We start from the raw sequence: 23,002 nt of genomic DNA on the forward strand, positions 1-23,002 counted from the left end.
CCCCCCCCCGCCCCCCCCCCCGCCTCCCCCACGGACGCGGGCTCCGCGGGCGCCACGGCCTCCCCGGGCGCCGCGAGCGCTCCGGCGCCCACGCCCTCGCCGTCGGACCGCCGCCACCGCCCCTCGCGTCCCGACCGGGACGAGGGCGGACGGGACGGAGACGACCGGGGCGGGGACGGGGACGGCTGGGACGGGTGGGACGGGAGCGGACGGGACGGGGTGGGGCGGGGAAGCACCGGCCCCGAAGTCGTCGACCTCCAGCGGCGGCTCCAGCAGCTCCAGCTCTATCCCGGCCCGGCCGACGGCGTCTTCGGCGAGTCCGTGGAGACGGCCCTGCGCCGCTACCAGGTGGCGCGGAACATCCCTCAGGAGGACGGGGTCTACGGCCCCCTCACCCGCGCCGTCCTGCGGACCGAGACCGACTGAGCCCATCCCCGTCCACCCACCCCCTCACAGGAAACCAAGAAAGGTTCACGCACATGAGCTACACCGGAAGAGCACGCACGCGGCTGAGCAGCGCCGTGGCCGTCGCGCTCGTCCTCGGCGTCACCGGCGCGGGCAACGCCCTGGCCGCGCCCCAGGCTCCCGCCCCGGGAACCGCCCGGACCTGCCCGGCTCCCGGCCAGGAACCCCGGATCGGTCACGAGCCGCGGTTCCTCGACGCCAACGTGGCCCTCTACGCAGGCGGCGACTACACCGCCGACGGCGCCACCGCCGAGGCCGAGGGCCTGCTCGTCATCGGCGGGAACGCCACCTTCGCCAAGGCGTCCGGCGGCACCTTCAACGTGGGCCGCGTCGGCGCCGGTTCCGGCATCCTCCCCGACTCCGGAGCGGTCATGCTCTCCGTGGGCGGGAACCTGACGATCGCCCGGGGCACCCGGGTCGACGTCGGCCACGGTCTCACGGCCGGCCCCCGCTACGGCGGCGCGGTCCGCGTCGGCGGGAAGATCGACGACAAGGGCGACCTGGAGACGAACGGCGGCAGCCGCGCCTCCGACCTGGGCGCGCGGGCCGCCCTCGCCCCGTACGACGCCTTCGGCGACACCATACGGGGCGAGTCGACGTCCCTGGGCGCGCTGAAGCCCACCGGCACCAGCGAGCGCTCGGGCGACACCGTCTCCTTCAAGGGCGCCGGCTCCACCGGCCCGCAGGTGTTCGAGATCTCCGCCGGGGAGCTCGACGGCGCCTCGTCCTTCGACTTCCGGGCGATCCCCGACGGGGCCTCGGTCGTGGTGAACGTGACGGGTGACCGGCCGGTCGGCGTCTCCCCGCTGTCCGTCGGCTTCAACGGCGACCGCGTGGACGCCTACGACTCCGCGCGCTTCGGCGAGGCCGCGTCCCGGATCCTCTACAACTTCGAGGCGTCCCCGTCGATCACCCTCGGCGGCGGCGGGAACTTCATGGGCTCGATCCTCGCGCCCGAGGCGTCCGCCGACCTGACGGCCAGCACGAACGGCCGTGTCTACGTCGGCGGGGACCTGCGGACCCACGGCTCGGGCAACGAGACCCACAACTACCCCTGGAACGGCTCCTCGACGTTCGCCTGCAAGCCGACGCCGGGCACCACGCCCGCACCGACGCCGACGTCCACGCAGCCCGGGACCGAGCCCTCCGGGCCGGCGCCCTCCACCACGCCCCCCACCGGCGAGGGCACCACCCCCGCCGCGCCGGGGACGACGGCGCCGGGCACCTCCGAGCCCTCCGCGCCGCCCACGGAGGACGCCTCCGCCCCGGCCGCGCCCGGCACGACCGCCCCCTCGCCGTCCGCCACCGGCACCGGTGACGGCTCGCTCGCGACCACGGGAGCGCAGTTCACCCCGTACGCGGTGGCGGCCGGAGTCCTCGGCGCCGCCGGCGCCGGGATCCTGGTGCTCACCCGCCGCCGCCGGGCCCTCGGCCGGCACTGACCCGGCGACGCCGGTGTCGTCGTCGGCGGGCGGTTCCCCGTCAGCCGACGACGGCACCGACCGGTGCCGGTGCCGGTCGCGGCGCCCCGGCCGCGTACCCTCGCCCCGGAGCGGCGCTCCGTCCCGGTCCTGCGGGACACGGCCGGACGCACGACGAGCGGGGAACGGAAGATGGGCGAGGGGCCCGGGCGGAGGACGCGGTCCGCCGAGTCCGGCGGGGACGGGCGGGAGCGGTCCGCGACCGTGCGCGTGTTCATCGCGCTCGCGCCGCCCGACGACGCGAAGGACGAGCTGGCCGAGGCACTGGGCCCGGCCTACGAGGCGTACCCGCGCATGCGGTGGAACCGCATCCAGGACTGGCACATCACGCTGGCGTTCCTCGGCGAACTCCCGGTCGCGACCGTTCCGCCCCTGCGGCCGCCGCTCGCGGACCTCGCGGCCTCGCGCCGGCCGGTCGCGCTGTCGCTGCGCGGCGGCGGGCACTTCGACGACCGGGTGCTGTGGAGCGGGATCGACGGGGACCTGGAAGGACTGCACGGGCTCGCGGCCGAGGTGCGCGCCGTGGTCGGGGAGTGCGGGATCCCCTTCGAGGACCGGCCGCTGCGCCCGCACCTGACGCTGGCCCGCGCCCGCCGCGACGATCCGGCCTCCGTGGTGGAGGCCGCCTCGGGGCTCGCCGGGTTCACCGGGCGCCGGTGGCTGGCCGGGCGGCTGCACCTGGTCGGCAGCGACTACGGCCGGGGCCCGGGGCCGATCCGCTACCGCGACATCGAGTCCTGGCCCTTCGGCGGGACCTGAACCCGTCCGCCCCGGCGCGCCCGCTCAAGGGCCGTACATTCCGCGGCAGAGGTCGGCCGCTCCCATGGGGGCGTCGATCTGTTCGGCCTGCCGGCAGAGCCGGCGCAGCTCGGGCTGCCCCGCGGTGACGGTGGACGGGCGGCTTCGGGTCCGGAGGGGCTTCTTCTTCGGGGGGTGGGGGACGGCTCGCGCCCGGTTCTTCCCCGTCCTCTTCTTCTCCTTGGACTTCTTCGACTCCTTCGGACTCTTCGGCCTCTGCGGTCCCTCCGCCCTCTCCCTCTCCCTCTTCTCCCCCCGCGCCCGGGCCGGTTCGGGCCGGGGCTCCGTGGTGGCGAGCGTCTCGCGCGGGGCCGCCTGCGTGGGCGCCGGCCAGGTCGGCAGCGGCGAGGGGGCGCGTTCGGCGGCCGGGTCGAGGGCGGCGGGGCGGTCCGGCGGGCCCGGCGCGGGGCCGTGCGGGACGGCCACGCAGCCGGCCGTGAGGAACGCGGCGGTCAGGAGGTACGCGGTGCGGCGGGCGTGCATGGGGCCACGCTGCCCGAGCCCGTACGGGACGGGGAGGCGGCGCGGCCCGTATCACCGTGACGAGTGAACCGGACCCCTCGGGCGAACGGGTCTTGGGACCGGCTCACGTCGCGTTCAGGGCCACCGTCGGGTGGAGACGGGCGGCGCGGAACGCCGGGTAGAGGCCCGCGATCACACCGATCAGGAGGGTGGCGGCCAGTCCTCCCGCCAGGGACCGGGGCGGGACCACCGGCGTCCACCCCTGGAACCGGGCGAAGCCGTACGCCGCCGCCGCGCCCAGGAGCGAGCCCGTCGTCCCCCGAGCGCCGAGCGCCGAGAGCAGCAGCGACTCGGTGCCGAGCACCAGGGTCGTCAGGCCCTCGTCGGCCGCGGCCCTGGCGGCGAGCGCGTCCGAGGGGCGGGAGACCTTGACGCCCGCCTCGTCCCCGGGCCCGAGGGCGCGGGCCTGAGGGCGCGGGCCAGGACCGCCCGCACGTCCTCCACCGACGCGTCCGTGGACCGTTCGAGGACGGTGGTGGGATGCCCGTCGAAGCCGAAGTGGCGTTCGGCGGCGGGGAATCCGGCCAGGGCCACCCGGTCCGGGGTGGGGGCCAGTTCGATCGGCTTCCGCCGACACCGTACGGGCCTCCCTGGCGCTGCGGGGCTGGACGGACCGGGTGCGGACCCGGCTCGACGAGGGCGTACGGGCGGTGGTCGACCGGCGCCGGGTCGACGTGATCGTCGCGAACCTGGTGGGCAACGCGCTGCGGCACGGCGCCCCGCCGGTCACCGTGACCCCCGGGACGCGGACCGGGGCGGACGGCGCGTGGGGGGTGCTGGAGGTCGCCGACCACGGCCCCGGGCCGCCCCCGGAGGTCCGGGAGCGGGTCTTCGACCGGTTCTACAAGGCGGACGCGTCCCGTGCCCGGGGCACGGCCGACGACAGCGGACGGGGCGGCGGGCTCGGCACGCTCGTGCGGGAGCTGGGCGGCTACCCGGTGACGGGCTCGGGCACCCGGGGCACGGCGCGCCTGGAGGACCCCTACACGGGGAACGGGCGCGACCAGGCCACGGGCCGGCTGGTGTGCGCGCCGGCCCGCGCCCGGTCCGTCCTGGAGCCGGCGGCGCGCGCCGAGGACGTCGAGGTCACCCTGCGCCCGGCCGGGGGCCCGGCGGTGGGACCCCACCGGTGCGCGGACTTCCTCACGGGGTGAGGAGACCGGCCGGGGCCCGCGGCTCGTCGCGGCCCAGGAGCCGCGCCAGGGCGTCGCAGGTGTCCGGGTGGGCGGACAGGAGCGCGGCGCCGGCCGTGCCCGGGGGCGGTCCGCCGGCCGGGGCCCACTCCTCGTCGCAGCCCAGGAGCTCCGCCAGCGCGTCACAGGTCGCCGGGTGGGCGGACAGGAGCGACGCGCCGCGCGGGACGGCGGTGGCCGCCGGGGTGGTGCGGGGCGGGGCCGGGGGCCGGCGCCACGGCGGGATCCAGGCGTCCAGGGCGGGGAGCCGGGCCGGGAAGGTCCGTCCCGCCTCGCGGATGAGCAGCGGGGCGAGGTCCGCGGCGGTCGAGCGGAGGGTCGTGACGAGGACCGGCAGCCAGGGCAGCAGGACGGCGTCCGGCAGCCGCCCGAAGGCGTTCGACACGGCCTCCACCACGACGTCCGCGAGGCCGGGCACCGGTTCGAGGGCGTGCACGAAGCCGCTGAGGTAGCGCGGGTAGGAGGGCACGACCAGCGGGCTGGCGAGCAGTTCGTCGCAGCGGGCCCGCAGTTCCTCCCGGGAGAGGGTGCCGAGCCGCACCTGCGCCGCCCAGAGCAGCGCCGTCTTCGCCGGGTCCTTCGGGTGCGACTGGGCGACGGCCAGTTCCAGCTGGGTCCTGTCGCAGCCCAGGGACAGGGCCAGGCCCTCCATGCCGAACAGGAAGCCCAGCATGGCCGCCACCTGTCCCACCGTCGCGTCCTCGTCCCGGAAGGCCGTCGGCAGCAGGGTGCAGTAGTGCGCGTACCCGGCGCGGACGAAGGACTCGATCCACGGGGGCAGCGCCGGTTCGGCGGTGCGGTAGTACACGAGGAGGCCGCGCACCCGGCGCAGCACCTCGGGGGCTCCGTCGACCGTGCGCTCGCCCGACAGGACCTCCAGGGCGCGGGCGCCCAGCTCGTCGGCGAGCCGCCGGCCGCCGAGGTACAGGGTGGCGTCCTCGACGGCCGCGAGGACCTCCGCCGCCGTCGCCCGTGCCCCGTGGGCGGTGCGGCGCAGGCGCTGCTCCAGGACCTGTTCGAGGCTGACGCCCTCGTAGCCCAGCTCGATGAGGGCCCGCTGGTGGGTGCCGAGGGCGAGGTCCCAGGACTCCTGGACGGACCGCTCGCCCAGCCGCCGCTCCCCCGTGATCGGGCGGGCCGCGCCGTGGGGCATCAGGCGGCGCAGCATCCACAGCACGTCGGAGCAGGCCCGCAGTTCCGGCCGGGAGGCCGTGTCGAGCAGGGCCCGTCGCACACCCCGCTGCTGGAGGTCGAGCTCCAGCGGGGCGAGCCGGTCGTGCACGTCGCGGGCGAGGGGCGGCAGCGCCTCGTAGCCGACCCGGCCGATCCGGTCGCCGCCCATCATGCTCTCGACGATCCCGCGGACGTCCCGCCGCCCGGGCACGGTGTCCTTCTCGATGCAGGTGACCGCCGCGTCCTGGAAGTCGTACGGGGTGGGCTTGGCCCGGTCCCGCATCCCGGCGAGCAGGATCGAGGTCTCGAAGACGGCGATGGCGTCGGCGGTGGAGGCGAGGTAGCCGCTGCGGCGGGCGGCGCGGACGACGTCCACGGACCAGCCGAGCAGTTCGGCCTCGTCCAGGGCGTCGAGGGCGGGCGGCCGCTGGAGGAAGCCGGAGAGCCGGTCCTCGGCGGTCGCCGGGTCCGGGACGGGGTTCGCGGCGGGCGCCGCCGACTTCTTCGCCGCCGACTTCTTCGCCGGGGTCTTCCTCGTGCCGGCCTGACCCGCCAGGCGGTACGGCTCCACGCGGGTGCGCCCGAGGTTCTTCGTCCACTGCGCCGCGGCGATCGACACGGAGCCGGAGGCGAGGCCGAACTGCGCCTCGACGGCCGCGTGACTGGACGGGATCAGCCCGTACTGCCAGGTCGTGGCGGTGCGCCGGGGGATCTCGAAGCCGTCGGCGCCGTGCACGCCGAACTCCTCGACGCGGCTGGCGGCGTGGAAGGCGCCGCAGACGTACAGGCAGTCCGCCGGGTCGGTGCCGGTCGCGGCCAGGTGCTCGCGCATCCGGGTCCACATGTACCGCTCGCGGTCCTCGTCGACGCGGACGCGGTCCCCGTCGCCGGGGGCGAGCCGCCGGAAGAGGCTGCCGATGAGGAACATGACCTGGCGGTAGGTGTCGTGGTCGCCGTCGCCGAGGGGGACCTCGACGTACTGGTGCCACCACTCCGACCAGTGCCGCACCTTGCCGTGGCGCAGCAGGTGCTCCTCCAGTTCGGCGAAGCGCGGGCGCAGGTCCCCGATCTCGACGCCGACGGCCTCGCCGTGCAGCGCGGCCCCCGACCCGGGCTCGGCCTCGGTCCCGTCCTCGGGGACGTCGTCGCCGGCCGGCCGGCGGGTGTCCCACTGGAAGACGTGGTCGGAGGAGCGGTCGACGAGGACGAGTTCCACGCCGGGGGTGTCGAGGGCGTACGCGACGGCCTGGTACTCGGCGGAGGCCTCCGTGATCGGGGCGACGACGGACAGCGGGGCCCAGTCGGGCGGGAAGCCGTCGATGTCGCTCGCGAACGCCTGCACCGCGACCGGCAGCCGGCAGTTGCGCAGCTCGGTCAGGAGCGGGGCCATGTCCTCGCACAGCTCCAGATAGACGACCCTGGGCCGCTTCTCGCGCAGCCGACGGGCCATGGCGAGGGCGGAGGCGGGCGAGTGGTGGCAGACGGGGAAGATCTCCAGCGGTTCGCGGACCGCCCGGTCGACGTCGTCGACCATGCCGAGGAGGATGTCCTCCAGGGCGTCCGGTCCGCCCGCGAACTCCTCGGCGGCGGTCTGCAGTTGTCCGCGCAGCGGGGCGAAGGCGCGGGCGGTGTCCGTCCCGGCGCCGGGGGCCGTGCGGCTCTCGGGGGCCGTGCTCATGCCAGCTTCGCGATCGCTTCGCGGCCGCCCTCCAGGAACTCGGGCCAGGGCCCGCCCTCCTCCTTGCCCCGGGGCTCGACGACGCCGTGGAGGTACTTGTTGAGGATGGCGAGGTCCTCGGGCTCGCGGCGGGCGAGGGTGCCGACGAGCGAGGCGGCGAGGGTGCGGGCGGTCAGGGCGCGCTCGCCGAAGAAGTTGCCGTGCAGGATCGAGTCCTCCAGGACGCCGATCTGTTCGGCGGTGGAGAGCGCGGACTCCAGCTTCTCGTCGTCGCCGCCGGCCGCGGCGGCGGAGGCGCGCAGGTCGGCGAAGCTCCGGAGGAGGACGTCGAGGAGGGTGGGCGGCACGTCCAGCTCGATGCGGTGGCGGCGCAGCAGCTCCTCGGTGCGGAAGCGGACGATCTCGGCCTCGCTCTTCTTGTTCGTCACGACCGGGATGCGGACGAAGTTGAACCGGCGCTTGAGCGCGGAGGAGAGGTCGTTGACGCCCCGGTCGCGGCTGTTGGCGGTGGCGATGACGGAGAAGCCGGGCTTGGCGAAGACGATGTTCCCGCCGTCGGCGCCGTCGAGTTCGGGGACGGAGACGTACTTCTCGGAGAGGATCGAGATGAGGGCGTCCTGGACGTCGCTGGTGGAGCGGGTCAGCTCCTCGAAGCGGCCGATGGTGCCGGTCTCCATGGCGGTCATGATCGGCGAGGGGATCATCGACTCGCGGGACTGCCCCTTGGCGATGACCATGGAGACGTTCCAGGAGTACTTGATGTGGTCCTCGGTGGTGCCGGCCGTGCCCTGGACCACCTGGGTGGAGTTGCGGCTGATGGCGGCGGCGAGGAGTTCCGCGAGCCAGCTCTTGCCGGTGCCGGGGTCGCCGATGAGGAGGAGGCCGCGGTCGGAGGCGAGGGTGACGATGGAGCGCTCGACGAAGCTGCGGTCGCCGAACCACTTCTGCGCCACCTCGCGGTCCAGTCCGTCGGCGCGCTCGGAACCCAGGACGAACAGGCGGACCATCTTCGGGGACAGGCGCCAGGAGAACGGCTTGGGGTCGTCGTCGATCGACTCCAGCCAGTCGAGTTCCTCGGCGTACTTGATCTCGGCGGGAGCGCGGAGCAGGTCGGACATGCGGAGGGCCTTTCGGGTTCTCGGGTCTTGGGGCCTGCGGGTCTTGAGGTCTGCGGATCTCGGGGCCTGCGGGTCTTGGGGCCCGCGGGTTCTCGGGTTCTCGGGTCCTCAGGTGAGGAAGGTCTTGAGCTCGTGCACGAGCTTGTCGACGTGGCCGGAGATCACCGGGGTGCCGAGCGCCTTGAACCGCTCCCGGAACCAGGGGTTGACCTCCTGCCGTCCCGAGCTGGTCACCGAACCGACGGGGAGGAACCGCACGCCGGAGCGGTGGACCGCCTCGATGCCCTCGAACAGCGGCTGCGAGCGGTCGAACTCGTAGAAGTCGGAGATCCAGACCATGACGGTGTTCTTCGGTTCGGCGATCTTCGGCCGGGCCATGGCCATCGCCACGGGCCCGTCGTTGCCGCCGCCGAGGTTGGTGCGCAGGAGCACGTCGAACGGGTCGCGCACCCAGGGGGTGAGGTCGATCGCGCGGGTGTCGTACGCGACGAGGTGGACGTCCACCTTGGGGAGCCCGGCGAAGATCGAGGCGAGGATGGTGCAGTTGACCATCGAGTCGACCATGGAACCGGACTGGTCCACGACCACGATCAGCCGCTGGGGCGTGGTCCTGCGGGTCGTGTGCCGGTAGTGGAGGCGGTCGACGTACAGCCGCTCCTCCTCGGGGCTCCAGTTGGTGAGGTTCTTCCAGATGGTGCGGTCGAGGTCCAGGTTGCGGAAGACCCGCTTGGGCGGGACGGAGCGGTCCAGCTCGCCGACGGTGGCCTTCTCCACCTGGGTGCGGAGGACTTCGGCGACCTCGTCGACGTAACGCCGGATGAGGGACTTGGCGTTGGCGAGGGCGTCGCCGGAGAGGTTGCCCTTGTCTCGGAGCAGCTGCTCGATCAGGGACATGCTGGGGATGAGCCGGGCGGCCAGCTTCGGGTCCGCGAGGACCTCGCGCAGGCGCATGCGGCTCACGAGGTCGGCCTCGACGGCGCCGAGTTCGGGTCCGAGGCCGCCGGCGGCCGGTCCGGCGGCCCTGCCGCCGCGCAGCCCGCCGGGCGGGCAGCCGAGCGCGCGCTCCAGCCATCCGGCGTCCGACTGCCAGCGGGCCAGCTGCCCGGCGGACACGGCGCCCGAGCCGGTGGAGAAGACGTTGAGCAGGAGCTTCGAGGCGAGGGCGGCGCGCCGGACCTCGGCGGCCCGGTCGCGCGTCCCGTCCGGTTCGGCCTCCGGGGTCATCAGGCCGTCGAACGCGTCGGCCAGTTCCGGGTGGCGCTGGACGACGGAGTCGACGGAGGTGCCCGGATCGAGCAGGGCCGGCGGCAGACCGATGTCCTCGACGACGGCGAGGCTCGCCGACTCCAGGGCGGGCTGCTCCTCGGGGTCGAAGAGCCGGGCGAGCAGACGCCAGTAGACGACCTGGCGACGGTTGTCGTGGGAATCGGGAACGGGGCCGGTCCCGGTGGGGTCCGTGCTGGTCGGGTCGGTCCCGGTGAGGTCCGTCCAAGTGGGGTCGGTCATGTGCGCAGCAGCTTTCCGGCTCGTTCGCGCAGGACGGCGACCGCGTCCGTGGCCGCCTTCTCCGCGCGGGCCCCGGTCTTGTCGGCGGTGCCTCCGGCCCACGCGCCCGCGTGGACGGCGACGGTCTTCTTCCGGACGGTCGTCTCGACGGCGAGCGGCTGGATGACGAACTCCCCGGCGTCCCAGCGGAGCAGCCCCAGGCACGCGCGGGACGCGAGGACCGCTTCCGGGGTGAGCGGGCCGGCGGCCGGAATCCGGTCGGTGTCGACGGCCAGCCGGTGTCCCGCGACCGTGAGGGCGGGCGTTCCGCCGTCCGGGTGCTCCGCCGCGTATCCCTCCAGGAGGACGGGGACGGCGATGCGGGACGGGTGGCGGTCCAGTGGGGCGGTCACCGGGTCGGTCGCGGTGGAGAGGATCACCCGGGCCGTGGCGAAGGGGTCGGCGGGCTCTCCCGTACGGGCCCGCCCGTCGTCCCAGAGGAGGTCGCCCCCGGCGGTGACGGGCATGGCGTCGAGCTCCATGGAGCGGCCCTCGCCCGCGGCGGCGAGCAGCGACATGCGGGGCCGGAGCAGCTGCCACGGGCCGGCGCCGACGACGGTGTCCGGTTTGGGCGCGGACACCGCGGCCCGGACCAGGCGGGGCGCGGTGCCGTCGGCGGGCTCGAACACGGCGTGGACCTGGGCCTGTACGGCGGTCGCGTGCTCCTGGAGGTCGACGCCGAGCGGCAGGAGGCGGCCGGTCGCGGTGGAGACGGCGGTGGCGCGGTCGGCGCCGGGCAGGGTGAGGAGCAGGGCGCGCGACCACAGGTCGGCCCAGCGGCGCACCGGGACGCGGTCCAGGGTGACTCCCGGGCAGGAGGCGGCGAGTTCGGCCGCGAATCCGTCGAGGAGCGTGGCCTGCCGGCGCAGCGACGGGTCCGGGAGCAGGGCGGAGACGACGGGCGCGGCGCCACCGACGAGGTCGTGGTCGATGCCCCGCCAGCCGGCGCGGGCGAGGTCGCACAGCCAGGCGCGGGCGGCGGCGAGCACGTGCGCGGCGGGCTCCTCCCCCGCGGCGCCCGGGGGCGTCGGCCCGGCGGACGGACGGCCGGTGGCGTCCGCGACGCGGGCCGTCAGGGCGTCGTGCGCGGAGCCCATGAGGGCGGTGCGGGCGGCGGCGAGCGCGACGAAGTGGTCCTCTCCGGCGGCACCGGCCGCGGCCTCGTCGGCCGCCTCGGCGACCCGCGTCGCCAGCGGTGTGCCGGCGACGGCGTCCACGAGGGCGGCGAGTCCGTCGGCCTGTTCGGGGCCGGGGCGGAGCAGTCCGGCGACGAGCACCCGGTCGAAGGCGTCGACGGCGTCCAGGGCCTCGTCGAGGCCGTCGAGGGGATCGCCGAGCAGGTCCGTACGCATCAGGCCACCGTCCTGGTCGGCGGGAACCAGTGCATCTCGGGCACCGGCAGGGTGGTCGGTTCCAGTTCGAGGTAGGCCAGGTGCCGCAGGAACCGGCTGAAGACCGGGGCGGCGGCCGAGGTGTCGCCCTGCGCGGGGCGCGTGGCGGTCATCGCCGAGACGAGCGCGGGGGCGTCGGGCTCCGTGCCGGGCGTGTCGGCCTTCAGGTAGCGGGCGACGCGTCCGGCGCCGTACTGGAGGACGGCCTCGCCGACGAGCGCGCGGAGGTGGTTGCAGAACGTGCCGCGGGCGCCGCCGCAGGGGCGGTTGTTGTTGGTGCTGCACGCGAACGCGTACGTCCCGGCGGTGATCGAGGACACGTACACGCGTCCGATGTCGGATCCGCTGGACACGACGCCCTGCAACCGTCCGTCGGCCAGCTCGACGAACGGCACCTTGGCGAGTTTCCGCGGTCGCGCGGGCGGTACCACCCGCGTCGTACTCGACCTCTCCCAGACCGGCAACGTACCTCTCCCATGCACGTCGAAGGGGGTGTTCACGCCCGTCCGGCGGAACGTCGACGAACCTATCCCCGGCCACTGACAACGGCTCCGGGCTTCGTCGTCGTGGGGGCCCGGGCGGGTCTTCGGGGTGCTTCGGGAGAGTCTTCGCGCGTCTGCGCGGCGGGGAGTTCGGGCCGTGGGCCTCGGGGAGCAGCGTGACCGCTTCGGTGTCCGCGCGACGGCGAGCGGGGCCCGGCGGCCGGTGGGGCCGCCGGGGCGCGCTACGGCAACGCGCGCGTGAGCCAGGCCACTTCGCCGTTCTCCTCCGTGGAGACGCGGTCCCGTTCGAACCCGAGCTTCTCCAGGACGCGCAGCGACGGCGTGTTCCAGGTGCCGACGGTCGACCAGAGGCGCTTGCGCCCGGTCGCGACGGCGGCGTCGAGGACGGCGCACGCCGCCTCGGTGGCGTAGCCGTGTCCGTGCGCGCGCTGGAACAGCTCGTACGCGATCTCCGGCTCCTCCAGGGTGGTGCGGCCGATGATCAGCCCGCAGTAGCCGATGAAGTCGCCCTCGTCGCGGCGCCGGACGGGCAGCAGGGCGATGCCCGTCCTCTCCGTCGCGGCGAGCAGCTCCGCGACGGCAGCCCGGACGCGCTCGACCGGGGGTGTTCCGTTGCCGCGTTCGGAGAGGAGGGCGCTGAACTCGGCGGCGTCCGACTCGGCCCACGGCCGCAGTGTCAGGCGTTCGGTCTCCAGGTGGTACGCCATCGTCTTGTACGGAGTCATGCCCCTCACTCTGCCCCACGGACGATCACGGACCGGGGCCGGGGCGGATTCGGGGCGGAGTACGGGCGTGCGTGGTCACGCCCCCGTCGTGGAGCCGGGGCGGACGATCATCAGGACGGTGACGGTGGCCCACAGCAGGTTGAAGACGCCGGTGAGCGCGGCCAGTCGGCCCGGGTTCACGGGGGTCGGCGGCGCGGTGGGACCCGCCGTCCCGGTCAGGGCGCGGTCCTGGGCGGGCAGGACGAGCAGGGCCAGGACGCCGGCGGCGGCCGCGGTCAGCAGGATCGAGGTGATCAGCCAGGCGTCGCCGAGGACGCCGAGGCTGTTGGCCGTGGCGAGGCCGAAGACGGGGACGGCGACGCCGACGCAGGCGTAGACCCGGCAGATGCGGTGCAGTGTGCGCAGGGTCGTCCGGGCGTCGCCGTCACCGGGGTCGCCGAGGGCGCGGCGCAGCGTCGCGGGGAACATGCTCGCGGCGACGGTGACCGGGCCCACGGCGACGATGGCGGCCAGGACGTGCAGGGTCAGGAGCAGCTTGGTCATGCCCGGCGCTCCGGGGCGGTCCGGCGCTCGCCGGTCACCTTCGAGGCCGGAAGGCGGCCGGCCCTGGAGGTCCCCCGGAGGGTGTCGCCGTCGACCGTCACGTCGAACGCCAGGTTCAGCCGCATGGGCTTGGTGACGGACTGCTTCCAGGTGAGCCGGTCGCCGTCGAGGGCGAGGTCGCCCAGCGGTACCTCCTCGCCGGCTCCGCGGGCGACGCCGGTGAGGACGGTGTCCTGCACACGGAGTTCGAGCACGGCCTTCATCGTGCCGACGGGGGTGGAGACGGACAGGTTCCAGGTGCCTTCGACGGACATGCCGATGCCTTTCCTGACGGTGTGACGCGGGAGGGGGTGAGGGGGTGAGGGGGTTCAGAGGGTGGCGGGGGCCGGGCCCCGGGCGCTCCAGACGGTGCCGCGCCGCTCGTGGGCGAACAGCTCCTCGACGGCGTGGGCGACGCGGGGGCCCAGCTCGCGTTCGAGGAGGTACAGGCCCAGGTCGAGCCCGGAGGTGACACCGGCGCCGGTGACCAGGTCGCCGTCGTCGACGACCCGGGCGCGGACCGCGTGGGCGCCGGTGGCGTCCAGCATGTCCAGGCCCAGGTGGTGGGTGGTGGCGTGACGCCCCTCCAGCAGACCCGCCATGGCCAGGACGAGGGAGCCGCCGCAGACGGCGGCGACGGTGACGTCCGGGTCGTCCATCGCCCGCGTGAGGAGTGCGGGGAGTTCGGTGGTCAGCGTGCGGCCCAGCAGCACCGGAACGAACTCGTCCCGCCGCCACTCGCGCCCGCCGGCGCCCACCTCTTCCTCCGGGACCTCGCCGGGCTCGCCCACGCGGCCCGAGGCTCCGGGCACCAGGACCACGTCCGACCGCTCCGGGTCGAGGGCGCCGACGGCCCGCAGCGCCAGCCCTCCGGTGCCGCTGATCACCTCGCGGGGGCCCTCCGCGGAGACCAGCTCGACGGTCACCGCGCCGCCCGACGCCACGCCACCGGCGTACAGCACCTCGTAGGGGGCGACGACATCGAGCGGGTCGAAACCGTCGAACAGGACGATCTGGATGTGCACGGGACGTTCCTCCGGGGTCGCGTTCTCTCCGACGCGTCGAAGTCAACCGTCCGCCGACCCGGTCGCCCAGTGGCAGGAGTGACAGCTTTCAACGGGAAATCGCCAAGGGCCTGCGAGAGCCTGGGAGGTACGGTGACATGGGAATGTCCGTCTGCGGTCCCGGATCCGCAGTACGGCGAGGAGATAGGTTCTGGCCATGCACACAGTCGCCGTTCTCGCGTTGGACCGGGTGATCCCGTTCGACCTGTCCACCCCGATCGAGGTCTTCTCGCGGACCCGTCTGCCCGACGGGCGGCCCGGCTACCAGGTCCGGGTGTGCGCCGAGCGCGACGAGGTCGACGCCGGAGCCTTCGCCCTGCGGGCCCCCTGGGGCCTGGAGGGCCTGCGGGACGCGGACACCGTCATCGTGCCGGGCGTCGCCGACCCCACGGCCCCGCTCTCCCCCGCCGTACGCGACGCGCTGCGGTCGGCCGCCGCCGACGGCACCCGGATCGCCTCCCTCTGCGTGGGCACCTTCCCCCTGGCCGCCACCGGGCTCCTCGACGGGCTGCGCGTCACCACGCACTGGCAGGCGGCCGGGCTGCTGGCCGCACTCCACCCGGGCGTCGAGGTCGATCCGGACGTCCTCTACGTCGACAACGGCCGGCTCCTCACCTCGGCCGGCGCGGCCGCGGGCCTGGACCTGTGCCTGCACATGATCCGCCGGGACTACGGGTCGGCGGTCGCCGCGGACGCCGCCCGCCTGTCGGTGATGCCGCTCGAACGCGAGGGCGGTCAGGCGCAGTTCATCGTCCACGACCACGCCCCCGCGCCGCAGGGCTCCGAACTGGAGGCGCTGCTCACCTGGCTGCGGGAGAACCTGGGCCGCGACCTCACCCTGGCCGACATCGCCGCGCGGGCCGGGACCAGCACCCGGACCCTGATCCGGCGGTTCCGCGACCAGACCGGCACCACTCCGCTCCAGTGGCTCCACCGGGCCCGCATCCGTCAGGCGCAGCACCTGCTGGAAACCACGGAGCACTCCGTGGAACGCATCGGCGGCCAGGTCGGGTTCGGCTCGCCCACCACGTTCCGCGACCGCTTCAAACGCACCACCGGCGTCAGTCCGCAGACCTACCGGCGCACCTTCGGCTGAGCCGGCGGTCCGGGGCCGACCGGTCGGGGGTCCGGTGGAGCCGCGCCGCCGAACGGGTTCGGCCGGCCGGGGACCACGCGCCGGACCAGTGCTCGGCGCCGTACTCCTCGAACCGCTCCACCCCGGTGCACCCCGGTTTCGCCGCGGGGCGCACCGCGCGGTCGTCGACGGTCCGGGTGCGGATCACCACCGGTTCGCCGGGGAGCGCCCCGGCGAACCGGTCGAGCACCGCCGCGCACGCCTCGGCGGCGTATCCGCGTCCCCACGTCTCCGGCAGGAGCACGGAGCCGAGTTCGACTGCTCCGGCACCCGGGCGTTCCGCGTCGCGCCGGTCGAGCGTGATCACGCCGACCATCGCTCCGTCGAGGTCGACCACGAAAAGGCCGGGGCGCCGCCCGGGCACCTCGGGCATCGCGCGTTCGAGTTCGTCGCGCGGCCGGAGTCCGCCGATGTGGGCGCCCGCCTCCGGCGACGCGAACAACTCGACGAAGGCCGCGCGGTCCCGGGCCTCGGAGGCGCGGAGCACGAGCCGCGCGGTCCCGATCGGGGCGGGCGGCCAGGCGGCGGTCAGCGGTCCGGGCACGGCGGGCAGCCCACCGCACACCCGCCGAACGGCGTGCGGTCGAAGCCGTCCGGCCCGCCGCGCCGCACGGGGGATGATGGGGGTGGAAGAACGGAACACGAGGTCAGGAGCTTGCATGGCGAAGCGGGTCCACCAGCCCCGCGAGGACGCGGAGTTCGATTTCATCCTCGGGATGAGCGGAGTCCCGGTCCTCGCGTACTTCATCGGGACGTGGCCCAAGGCCGTCGAGGCCTGCCGGGCGATGGACCTCGTCGTCGGCGGCATCGCCGACGCGTACGCGGGCCGCCTGACGGTCGTCCGCACCGACATGACGCGCTGCCCGGCCGCGACCGGGCGGTACGGGGTGACCGGAGCCCCGTCCTGCGTCCTGCTGAAGGAGGGAGAGGCGGTGGCGCACGGCACGGGCCCCATGACCACCGCCGAGGTACGGAACCTCCTGGCCGGCCACCTCTGAGTCCCGGTGCCTCCGCCGGGTGCGCGAGGGGGCCGGCCAGGTCCCCCTTCCCCACCCGGGCAGCCCCGCCGGAGAACCCGCGCCTACCGGGGCATCGCCCTGCCCTCCTGAGGAGCACCCGGCCGGGCCGGCGCGACCGCTTCCCGGCGCGCCGGAGGCAAGTGCGATGATCGCGGGATGACCGCCGCACCCGCCTTCCGGCAGTTCACCTCTCCGGACGACGTCACCCCGCGCGTCCGGCGCACCCTGGTCGAGTGCTGGGTCGAGGTCACCAACGCGGGCGGCGCCGCCGGATTCCCGTTCCCGCCCGTCGACACCGCCGCGGTGGCCCCGGCCCTCGACCGCGTCGCCGAGCGCCTCTCCCCCGGCACCGACCGGCTGCTCACGGCGACCGTGGACGGGGAACTCGCGGGCTGGCTCGTCGTCCGCCGCGACCCGTTCGAACTGGTCGCGCACTGGGGCACCGTCCACCACGTGCAGACCCGCACGGCCGTACGCGGCCGTGGGATCGGGCGCGCCCTCATGGAGGAGGCGCGCGGGGTGGCGAGGGAGGAGATGGGCCTGGAACAACTGCGTCTCGCCGTCCGGGACGGCCTCGGTCTGGAGGACTTCTACGGACGGCTCGGCTGGAGGGAGGTCGGCCGGTGGCCCGGCGCCCTCCGGCTCGCGGCGGACGACGACCGCGACGAGATCCTCATGCTCCTCGCGCCGCTCTGATCCGTGCGCCGGGGGAAGGGGCGCGCGTTTTCGGGGCGCCGGTTCGGCCGGGGCGGGATCGCTCCGGCCGGAGCGTGGTCAGCCGCTCGTGGTGACGGTCCCGGGGTCGACCACCTCGCCGGCCGACGGCTGTTCCACCTCGACCTTCTCGTTGTAGTCGCTGAACAGCGTCTCGCTGGGCTGCTTGCCGCCCTCGGAGACGGCCTTGAGGATGTAGGGGTCGCCCTCGGTGGCGACGTACAGGGTCAGTTTCTCGCCGTCGGCCCGCTGCTTGGTGAGGGTCAGGGCGTCCTTGCCGTCGACCTCGGTGGTGGCACCGCGCCGCATGCCGTCGCGCTCGGACTTGTCGCTGTCCATGGCGGCCAGGAGGGTCTGCTTGTCGCACATGCCCCGGGTGGACTTGTCGCCGGGCTCGCTCTTGACCCACTTGCCCTGGAGCCGGTCGATGGCCGTGTCCGTGCCGGGCCGGCCCTGCAGGGCGTTCTGCCAGAACCGCTCGTTGCCCCGGACGTAGACGTTCTGGCCGGCCTGCCGGATGTCGGCCTTCGCGTCGTTCATCGACAGGGTGCCGAGACAGTTGTCCTTCTCGTCGACCTGGAACTCCGTCTTCACGGCCGCGGGCGCGTCCTGTGCCTTCGAAGTGCCGGTGATCCGTACGGAGTCGGCGTCGCGGGTCGCCTTCACGGCCTCGGCCGCGATGGCGTCGGCGCTCTGCCCGGCGAAGGCCTCGTCCGAGTCGCCGTCGCCGCAGCCGGCGAGAGCGGTGGCACCCACGCAGACCAGCGCCGCGGCGAGAACGGCGTTCTTCCTCAGGATACGTGCGGCCATGGTGTCCCCTTCCCTGCGGAACATGTAGTTCCGCTTCACCCGGTTCGATTGCTGTGCGGCCTCACGTACCCGTCTTTTCAGAAAAGAACGGAAATAATCAGGACATCGTTTCCGGCCACGCGGTCCGAGTACGTGTCCGGACCGGCATCCAGATCCGTGTCCGAGTCCGCATACGCCGGGCCCCCTCCCCGCCCGGCCAACCTCCCCCCGCCCCGAGCCCCTTGACCTCCACGTACGGTCCTCGCGTGTAACCCGTACGGCAGCCGCCACGCGTCCGCACGCCGGGGCGCCCCTTTTGCGCGGGCGGCGCGGCGGGCACAGCCTGGCCACATGACCTCTGACATCCCCGGCGGGGCGACGACCGTTCCCGCGCACACCTCGGGCCCCGGCAACACCGTCGTGCGCTACGGCGACGAGGGCGCCACGCACGTGCTCGGCGTGTACCTGGACCCGCGCTGCCCGTACTGCAAGCGGATGGAGAACGGCTTGGGCACGGTGATCCGGGAGGCGGCCGACGCCGGGCGCTTCCGGATCGAGTACCACTTCGCGACGTTCCTCGACGACGGCGGCGGCAGCGGGTCGCTGCACGCCCTGGCCGCGCTGGGAGCGGCACTGGACGAGGGGAGCGGGCCGTTCGCGCTCTACCTGAGGCTGCTCTACGCCGAGCAGCCGCCCGAGGAGGAGGACGGCTTCGCCGACGAGGAGACGCTGCTCAAGCTGGCCGAAGAGGTGCCGGGGCTGGCCACCGGGGCGTTCGCGGGCAAGGTGTCCGAGGGCGTCTACCTGCCCTGGGCGCGCGCCGTCTCCGCCGCCTTCGAGCGCGGCGGGGTCGAGGCCACGCCGACCGTGCTCGCCGACGGCGAACCGGTCGCGGTGCTCGGCCCGGGCGGCTACGCGGTGACACCGGAGGCGTTCTTCGCGCAACTGTCCGAACGCTGGGGGTGAGGCGGAGGCGGCCGGGGAGACCCGCCGCCGACCCGGGGCACCCGTTCGGCGGAACGCCCCCGGCCGAACTCCTCGCGTGACGGGGACCGGGACGGTCTCCGGTGGATCGGGAGTTCGACCAGCCACGGTCGACAGCACCGGCAGACGAACGGGCTCCGGGTGCCGGGCGTCATCACCCGTACGAGGGACAGGGTGGCGGGCCGGACCGCACCTCGGCCACGATGCCCGGATGCGGGATGACGAACCGCTGGAGGAGTGGGCGCGCCGGCGCGACGGGCGCCGGGCCGCCTCGAAGGGCAAGCGGCGCGCGGTGCCGCTCGGCGACGGCCCTCACCGCGCGGCCCATGTCGCCCCAGGCGCGCCGAGAGCGATCGAGGAGTGGACCGGCACGGAGTGGCAGGTGGTCGGTGTCGTCGAGAGCCTGGCCGCCGCCCAGGCTCTTCCGCACCCGCCGCCGCCCGAGCGGGCGAAGCCTGCCGAGCGGGACCGGCCCTCGATGGGCGAGGGCCGGGGCCGACACCGAAAGCCCACCTCGGCGGAGGAACGGGACCAGTAGGCGACCCGACGCCCGAAGGCGGTCACTGCACGCCGGCGTCGCTCGGCGAAGGCGCGCCGCAGAAGCAGGCCGCGGGAGTAGACGGTCGCCGACCGGGCGCCAACGGCCGGGATGACCGACGACACGGCCCGCCGCCGCCCCCGAGATTCCGAAACGGCGCGCGAACCGGAGAACGGTCAGGTTCGCGCGCCCCTGCGCACTGACCGCACAAGCGGTACGGCCGGCCGCTCCCCGCTCGCAGAAGCACCCATCACCCCCCACACCCTCGGGCCGGCTTCGCCCGCAACCAGCAGAAACCAGATCCCACCACCTACCCGCGCTTGCAGATATAGCGCGTATGCAATTATTGTCGAAGCATGCAAAGGGATCGTTCAATCAATTCCGGAAGGGGACGAGCCATGCCGCTCGCGCTACTCGCTCTCGCGGTCGGGGCCTTCGGCATAGGGACGACCGAGTTCGTGATCATGGGTCTACTGCCTCGGATCGCCACCGACTACGGCGTCTCCATCCCCACCGCGGGCCTGCTGGTCACCGGCTACGCGCTCGGTGTCGTCGTCGGCGCGCCGCTGCTGACCGTCCTCGGCAACAAGGTGAGCCGCAAGCGGATGCTCATGCTGCTGATGGGCCTGTTCGTGGTCGGCAACCTGCTCTCCGCGCTCGCCCCGAGCTTCGGGCTGATGCTGACCGGCCGCGTGGTCGCCTCGCTCGCCCACGGATCGTTCTTCGGCATCGGGTCGGTCGTGGCCGCCGAGCTGGTCGCGCCGGACAAGAAGGCCGGTGCCATCGCCACCATGTTCACCGGGCTGACCGTCGCCAACATCGTCGGCGTGCCGCTCGGCACCTTCATCGGGCAGGCGATCGGCTGGCGCACCACCTTCGCGGTCGTCGCCGCGCTCGGTGTGGTCGGGCTGCTCGGCATCGCCCGGCTCGTGCCCGCCATGCCCCGCCCCGAAGGCGCCCGTCTGCGCGGTGAGCTCAAGGCCTTCCGCAACCCCCAGGTCCTGCTCGCGATGGCGATGACCGTGCTCGGTTTCGGCGGTGTCTTCGCCGCGATCACCTACATCGCGCCGATGATGACCCACGTCGCCGGTTACGCGGACGGCTCCGTCACGTGGCTGCTCGTGCTCTTCGGCATCGGCATGTTCCTCGGCAACCTCCTCGGCGGCCGCTTCGCCGACCGCGCGCTGATGCCCATGCTGTACGCGGCCCTCGGCGGCCTGGCGATCGTGCTCGCGCTGTTCACCGTGACCGCGCACCACAAGGTCCTCGCCGCGCTCACCGTCCTCCTCATCGGCGCGCTCGGCTTCGCCACCGTGCCGCCGCTGCAGAAGCGCGTCCTCGACCATGCCCACGGCGCACCGACCCTGGCGTCCGCCGTCAACATCGGCGCCTTCAACCTCGGCAACGCGCTCGCCGCCTGGCTCGGCGGCACGGTCATCGCCGCCGGCTTCGGCTACACGGCCCCGAACTGGGTCGGCGCCGTCCTCGCCGCCGCCGCGCTCGGCCTCGCCCTCTGGTCCGCCGCGCTGGAGCGCCGGGCCCCGGCGGCCGACGCCGACGCCCCCGAGGCCGTCGACGGCGGCGCCCGCGTCCCCGTACACCACTGACCCCCCTCCCCCGCCCCGGGCGAACCACTCCAAGAGAAGGCCGCACCCCCATGTCCCTCCCCCACGTGCCCACCGTCGCCCTCAACGACGGCACCGAGATCCCCCAGCTCGGCTTCGGCGTCTTCCAGGTCCCCGACGACGAGACCACGACCGCCGTCGCCCACGCCCTGGACGCCGGGTACCGCTCCGTGGACACCGCCGCCGTCTACGGGAACGAGGCCGGTGTCGGCCGGGCGCTCGCCGACTCCGGCATCGCCCGCGACGAGCTGTACGTCACCACCAAGCTGTGGAACGCCGACCAGGGCTACGACGCCACTCTGCGGGCCTTCGACGACAGCCTCGCCAAGCTCGGCCTCGACCACGTCGACCTGTACCTGATCCACTGGCCCACCCCGGCCCGCGACCTGTACCTCGACACCTGGCGCGCCATCGGGACGCTGGTCGCGGACGGACGGGTCCGCACCGCCGGCGTCTCCAACTTCCAGCCCGCGCACCTGGAGCGGCTGCTCGACGGCGGCGGCCCCGTGCCCGCCGTCAACCAGATCGAGCTGCACCCCGGCCTCCAGCAGCGCGAGCTCCGCGAGCTGCACGCCGTCCACGGGATCGCCACCGAGGCGTGGAGCCCGCTCGCCCAGGGCGCCGTCCTCGCCGACCCGGTCGTCGCCGGCATCGCCGCCCGGCACGGGAAGTCCCCCGCCCAGGTGGTGCTGCGCTGGCACCTCCAGCTCGGGAACGTCGTCATCCCCAAGTCCGTCACCCCCGCCCGCATCCGCGAGAACCTCGACGTCTTCGACTTCGTCCTCTCCCCGGAGGAGATGGCGGCGGTCGCGGGCCTCGACCGCGGCCTGCGCACCGGGCCGGACCCCGACGCCCTGAACTGAGTCCGCCGGGACCGGCGGCGGAGGCCGGTGGTTCTGCCGATGCCGGCCGGGCGCCGGACGCGGAGAGTGGCCGGGCCAGTCCAGGACCCGGCCGCTCTCCGTTCCTGTCGGAGGGCGGCCGCCCCACGACACGAGAGGACGACTCCGTCGTGAGACGACACCTTGCCGCGGCCGCCGCCACCGCCGCCTCCCTCACCCTGCTCCTCGCCCCCGGCGTCCGGGCCGCCGACGCCTCCGCCGCCAATCCGTACGAGCGCGGCCCCGCGCCGACCCGGGCGAGCGTGGAGGCGCTCCGGGGCCCCTACGCCGTCTCCCAGACCGGCGTCTCCTCCCTCGCCGTCACCGGTTTCGGCGGCGGGACCCTGTACTACCCGACGTCCACGGCCGACGGCACCTTCGGCGCGGTGGTGATCTCGCCGGGGTTCACCGCGTACCAGTCCTCCATCGCCTGGCTCGGGCCCCGCCTCGCCTCGCAGGGGTTCGTGGTGTTCACCATCGACACCCTCACCACCCTCGACCAGCCCGACAGCCGGGGCCGGCAGCTCCTCGCCGCGCTCGACTACCTGACGCAGCGCAGCGCCGTACGGGGCCGGGTCGACGCGAGCCGCCTCGGGGTGATGGGGCACTCCATGGGCGGCGGAGGGGCCCTCGAAGCCGCCAAGAGCCGGCCCTCCCTCAAGGCGGCCGTCCCCCTCACCGGCTGGAACACGGACAAGACCTGGCCCGAGATCACCACGCCCACCCTGGTCATCGGCGCGGACGGGGACACGGTCGCGCCCGTCGCCACCCACTCGGAGCCCTTCTACGAGAGCCTGCCGGGCTCGCTCGACAAGGCGTACCTGGAGCTGAACGGCGCCACGCACTTCACGCCGAACACCTCCAACACGACGATCGCGAAGTACGGCATCGCGTGGCTCAAGCGCTTCGTCGACGACGACACCCGCTACGAGCAGTTCCTCTGCCCGCTGCCGCGGCCCGACCTCACGATCGAGGAGTACCGGGGCAGCTGCCCGCTCGGCTCCTGACGGCCCCCGCACCGCCTGTGCGCCGTCACAGGGCGGGGCTCCCGGGTCTGGTCGGCCGCCCAGACCCGGGGG

The 23,002-nt window shown here is 74.5% G+C and carries 23 protein-coding genes and 2 pseudogenes; 12 read left to right on the forward strand and 13 right to left on the reverse strand.

Translation table 11 applies throughout. The features are described from left to right. From ADL08_RS38420 to thpR, 3 genes are all read left to right on the forward strand, one after another. On the forward strand, positions 1 to 426 hold a 426-nt coding region (locus ADL08_RS38420; protein ID WP_234352253.1), incomplete at its 5' end, for a peptidoglycan-binding domain-containing protein. Between the two features lie 53 nt (positions 427 to 479). Beyond that, positions 480 to 1,907, forward strand: coding sequence for a choice-of-anchor A family protein (locus ADL08_RS25880; RefSeq protein WP_053647033.1), 1,428 nt, complete (start codon positions 480 to 482; stop codon positions 1,905 to 1,907). A 171-nt stretch (positions 1,908 to 2,078) separates the two neighbouring features. After that, positions 2,079 to 2,705 carry an RNA 2',3'-cyclic phosphodiesterase gene (gene thpR, locus ADL08_RS25885; RefSeq protein ID WP_053647106.1) on the forward strand — a complete coding sequence of 209 codons (627 nt, stop codon included), beginning with the start codon at positions 2,079 to 2,081 and terminating at the stop codon, positions 2,703 to 2,705. A gap of 24 nt (positions 2,706 to 2,729) precedes the next feature. On the opposite strand, the gene ADL08_RS25890 is transcribed toward thpR, so the two are convergent. Continuing rightward, positions 2,730 to 3,227, reverse strand: coding sequence for a hypothetical protein (locus ADL08_RS25890; protein ID WP_053647035.1), 498 nt, complete (start codon positions 3,225 to 3,227; stop codon positions 2,730 to 2,732). Between the two features lie 103 nt (positions 3,228 to 3,330). Further along, positions 3,331 to 3,833 (reverse strand): annotated as a pseudogene (locus ADL08_RS35925) (ABC transporter permease); the annotation flags it as partial. Positions 3,834 to 3,835: 2 nt separating this feature from the next. Between ADL08_RS35925 and ADL08_RS39255 the strand changes: the two are divergent. Further along, positions 3,836 to 4,420: pseudogene (locus ADL08_RS39255) on the forward strand (ATP-binding protein); the annotation flags it as partial. Here the strand turns inward: ADL08_RS39255 and ADL08_RS25905 are convergent. From ADL08_RS25905 to ADL08_RS25945, 9 genes are all read right to left on the reverse strand, one after another. Next, positions 4,410 to 7,310, reverse strand: coding sequence for a DUF5682 family protein (locus tag ADL08_RS25905; protein WP_053647041.1), 2,901 nt, complete (start codon positions 7,308 to 7,310; stop codon positions 4,410 to 4,412). The pseudogene ADL08_RS39255 and the gene ADL08_RS25905 overlap by 11 nt on opposite strands. Further along, the gene (locus ADL08_RS25910) at positions 7,307 to 8,428 is read right to left on the reverse strand and encodes an ATP-binding protein (protein ID WP_053647044.1); all 1,122 of its coding nucleotides are present in this window, start codon (positions 8,426 to 8,428) and stop codon (positions 7,307 to 7,309) included. Before ADL08_RS25910 ends, ADL08_RS25905 begins: the two co-directional genes overlap by 4 nt. Before the next feature lie 108 nt (positions 8,429 to 8,536). Continuing rightward, entirely contained in the window at positions 8,537 to 9,934 is a 1,398-nt protein-coding gene (locus tag ADL08_RS25915) for a VWA domain-containing protein (protein WP_053647046.1), read from the reverse strand. Further along, positions 9,931 to 11,325 carry a hypothetical protein gene (locus ADL08_RS25920; protein WP_053647048.1) on the reverse strand — a complete coding sequence of 465 codons (1,395 nt, stop codon included), beginning with the start codon at positions 11,323 to 11,325 and terminating at the stop codon, positions 9,931 to 9,933. The genes ADL08_RS25915 and ADL08_RS25920 overlap by 4 nt, the downstream gene beginning before the upstream one ends. Beyond that, positions 11,325 to 11,828 (reverse strand): hypothetical protein, encoded by a 504-nt coding sequence (locus tag ADL08_RS25925; protein WP_053647050.1) that lies wholly within the window; start codon positions 11,826 to 11,828, stop codon positions 11,325 to 11,327. The genes ADL08_RS25920 and ADL08_RS25925 overlap by 1 nt, the downstream gene beginning before the upstream one ends. A 260-nt stretch (positions 11,829 to 12,088) precedes the next feature. Beyond that, a complete protein-coding gene (locus tag ADL08_RS25930; RefSeq protein WP_053647054.1) occupies positions 12,089 to 12,592 on the reverse strand; it encodes a GNAT family N-acetyltransferase in 504 nt (167 codons plus the stop codon). Positions 12,593 to 12,667: 75 nt separating this feature from the next. Further along, positions 12,668 to 13,135: a DUF2269 family protein gene (locus tag ADL08_RS25935; protein ID WP_053647056.1), complete on the reverse strand. Its 468-nt coding sequence runs from the start codon at positions 13,133 to 13,135 to the stop codon at positions 12,668 to 12,670. Next, positions 13,132 to 13,449: a hypothetical protein gene (locus tag ADL08_RS25940; RefSeq protein WP_053647058.1), complete on the reverse strand. Its 318-nt coding sequence runs from the start codon at positions 13,447 to 13,449 to the stop codon at positions 13,132 to 13,134. The genes ADL08_RS25935 and ADL08_RS25940 overlap by 4 nt, the downstream gene beginning before the upstream one ends. 54 nt (positions 13,450 to 13,503) lie before the next feature. Beyond that, positions 13,504 to 14,199 carry a DJ-1/PfpI family protein gene (locus ADL08_RS25945; RefSeq protein ID WP_053647060.1) on the reverse strand — a complete coding sequence of 232 codons (696 nt, stop codon included), beginning with the start codon at positions 14,197 to 14,199 and terminating at the stop codon, positions 13,504 to 13,506. 196 nt (positions 14,200 to 14,395) lie between these two features. Here ADL08_RS25945 and ADL08_RS25950 point away from each other — a divergent pair, with 196 nt between their 5' ends. Next, the gene (locus ADL08_RS25950) at positions 14,396 to 15,334 is read left to right on the forward strand and encodes a GlxA family transcriptional regulator (RefSeq protein ID WP_053647063.1); all 939 of its coding nucleotides are present in this window, start codon (positions 14,396 to 14,398) and stop codon (positions 15,332 to 15,334) included. On the opposite strand, the gene ADL08_RS25955 is transcribed toward ADL08_RS25950, so the two are convergent. Beyond that, the gene (locus tag ADL08_RS25955) at positions 15,300 to 15,917 is read right to left on the reverse strand and encodes a GNAT family N-acetyltransferase (RefSeq protein WP_234352254.1); all 618 of its coding nucleotides are present in this window, start codon (positions 15,915 to 15,917) and stop codon (positions 15,300 to 15,302) included. The genes ADL08_RS25950 and ADL08_RS25955 overlap by 35 nt on opposite strands. 115 nt (positions 15,918 to 16,032) lie before the next feature. Here ADL08_RS25955 and ADL08_RS25960 point away from each other — a divergent pair, with 115 nt between their 5' ends. Together ADL08_RS25960 and ADL08_RS25965 are read left to right on the forward strand one after the other, a co-directional pair. Then, the gene (locus tag ADL08_RS25960) at positions 16,033 to 16,371 is read left to right on the forward strand and encodes a thioredoxin family protein (protein WP_053647064.1); all 339 of its coding nucleotides are present in this window, start codon (positions 16,033 to 16,035) and stop codon (positions 16,369 to 16,371) included. A gap of 177 nt (positions 16,372 to 16,548) precedes the next feature. Then, entirely contained in the window at positions 16,549 to 17,088 is a 540-nt protein-coding gene (locus ADL08_RS25965) for a GNAT family N-acetyltransferase (protein WP_053647067.1), read from the forward strand. Positions 17,089 to 17,166: 78 nt separating this feature from the next. On the opposite strand, the gene ADL08_RS25970 is transcribed toward ADL08_RS25965, so the two are convergent. After that, positions 17,167 to 17,916: a hypothetical protein gene (locus tag ADL08_RS25970; RefSeq protein ID WP_053647069.1), complete on the reverse strand. Its 750-nt coding sequence runs from the start codon at positions 17,914 to 17,916 to the stop codon at positions 17,167 to 17,169. Positions 17,917 to 18,246: 330 nt separating this feature from the next. On the opposite strand from ADL08_RS25970, the gene ADL08_RS25975 reads away from it, so the two are divergent. The 5 genes from ADL08_RS25975 (at position 18,247) to ADL08_RS25995 (ending at position 22,930) form a co-directional block, all read left to right on the forward strand. Then, positions 18,247 to 18,861, forward strand: a complete 615-nt coding sequence (locus ADL08_RS25975) for a thioredoxin domain-containing protein (protein ID WP_053647071.1) — start codon at positions 18,247 to 18,249, stop codon at positions 18,859 to 18,861. Positions 18,862 to 19,090: 229 nt separating this feature from the next. Then, positions 19,091 to 19,417, forward strand: coding sequence for a DUF6087 family protein (locus ADL08_RS25980; protein ID WP_053647073.1), 327 nt, complete (start codon positions 19,091 to 19,093; stop codon positions 19,415 to 19,417). A gap of 398 nt (positions 19,418 to 19,815) precedes the next feature. Then, positions 19,816 to 21,024: an MFS transporter gene (locus ADL08_RS25985; RefSeq protein WP_053647075.1), complete on the forward strand. Its 1,209-nt coding sequence runs from the start codon at positions 19,816 to 19,818 to the stop codon at positions 21,022 to 21,024. Between the two features lie 50 nt (positions 21,025 to 21,074). Continuing rightward, entirely contained in the window at positions 21,075 to 21,905 is an 831-nt protein-coding gene (locus ADL08_RS25990) for an aldo/keto reductase (RefSeq protein ID WP_053647077.1), read from the forward strand. Between the two features lie 149 nt (positions 21,906 to 22,054). Further along, entirely contained in the window at positions 22,055 to 22,930 is an 876-nt protein-coding gene (locus tag ADL08_RS25995) for an alpha/beta hydrolase family protein (RefSeq protein ID WP_234352255.1), read from the forward strand. Positions 22,931 to 23,002: the final 72 nt, after the last annotated feature.

Origin of the sequence: Streptomyces sp. NRRL F-6492 (assembly GCF_001280125.1) — a bacterium.
Taxonomy (GTDB): Bacteria; Actinomycetota; Actinomycetes; order Streptomycetales; family Streptomycetaceae; genus Streptomyces.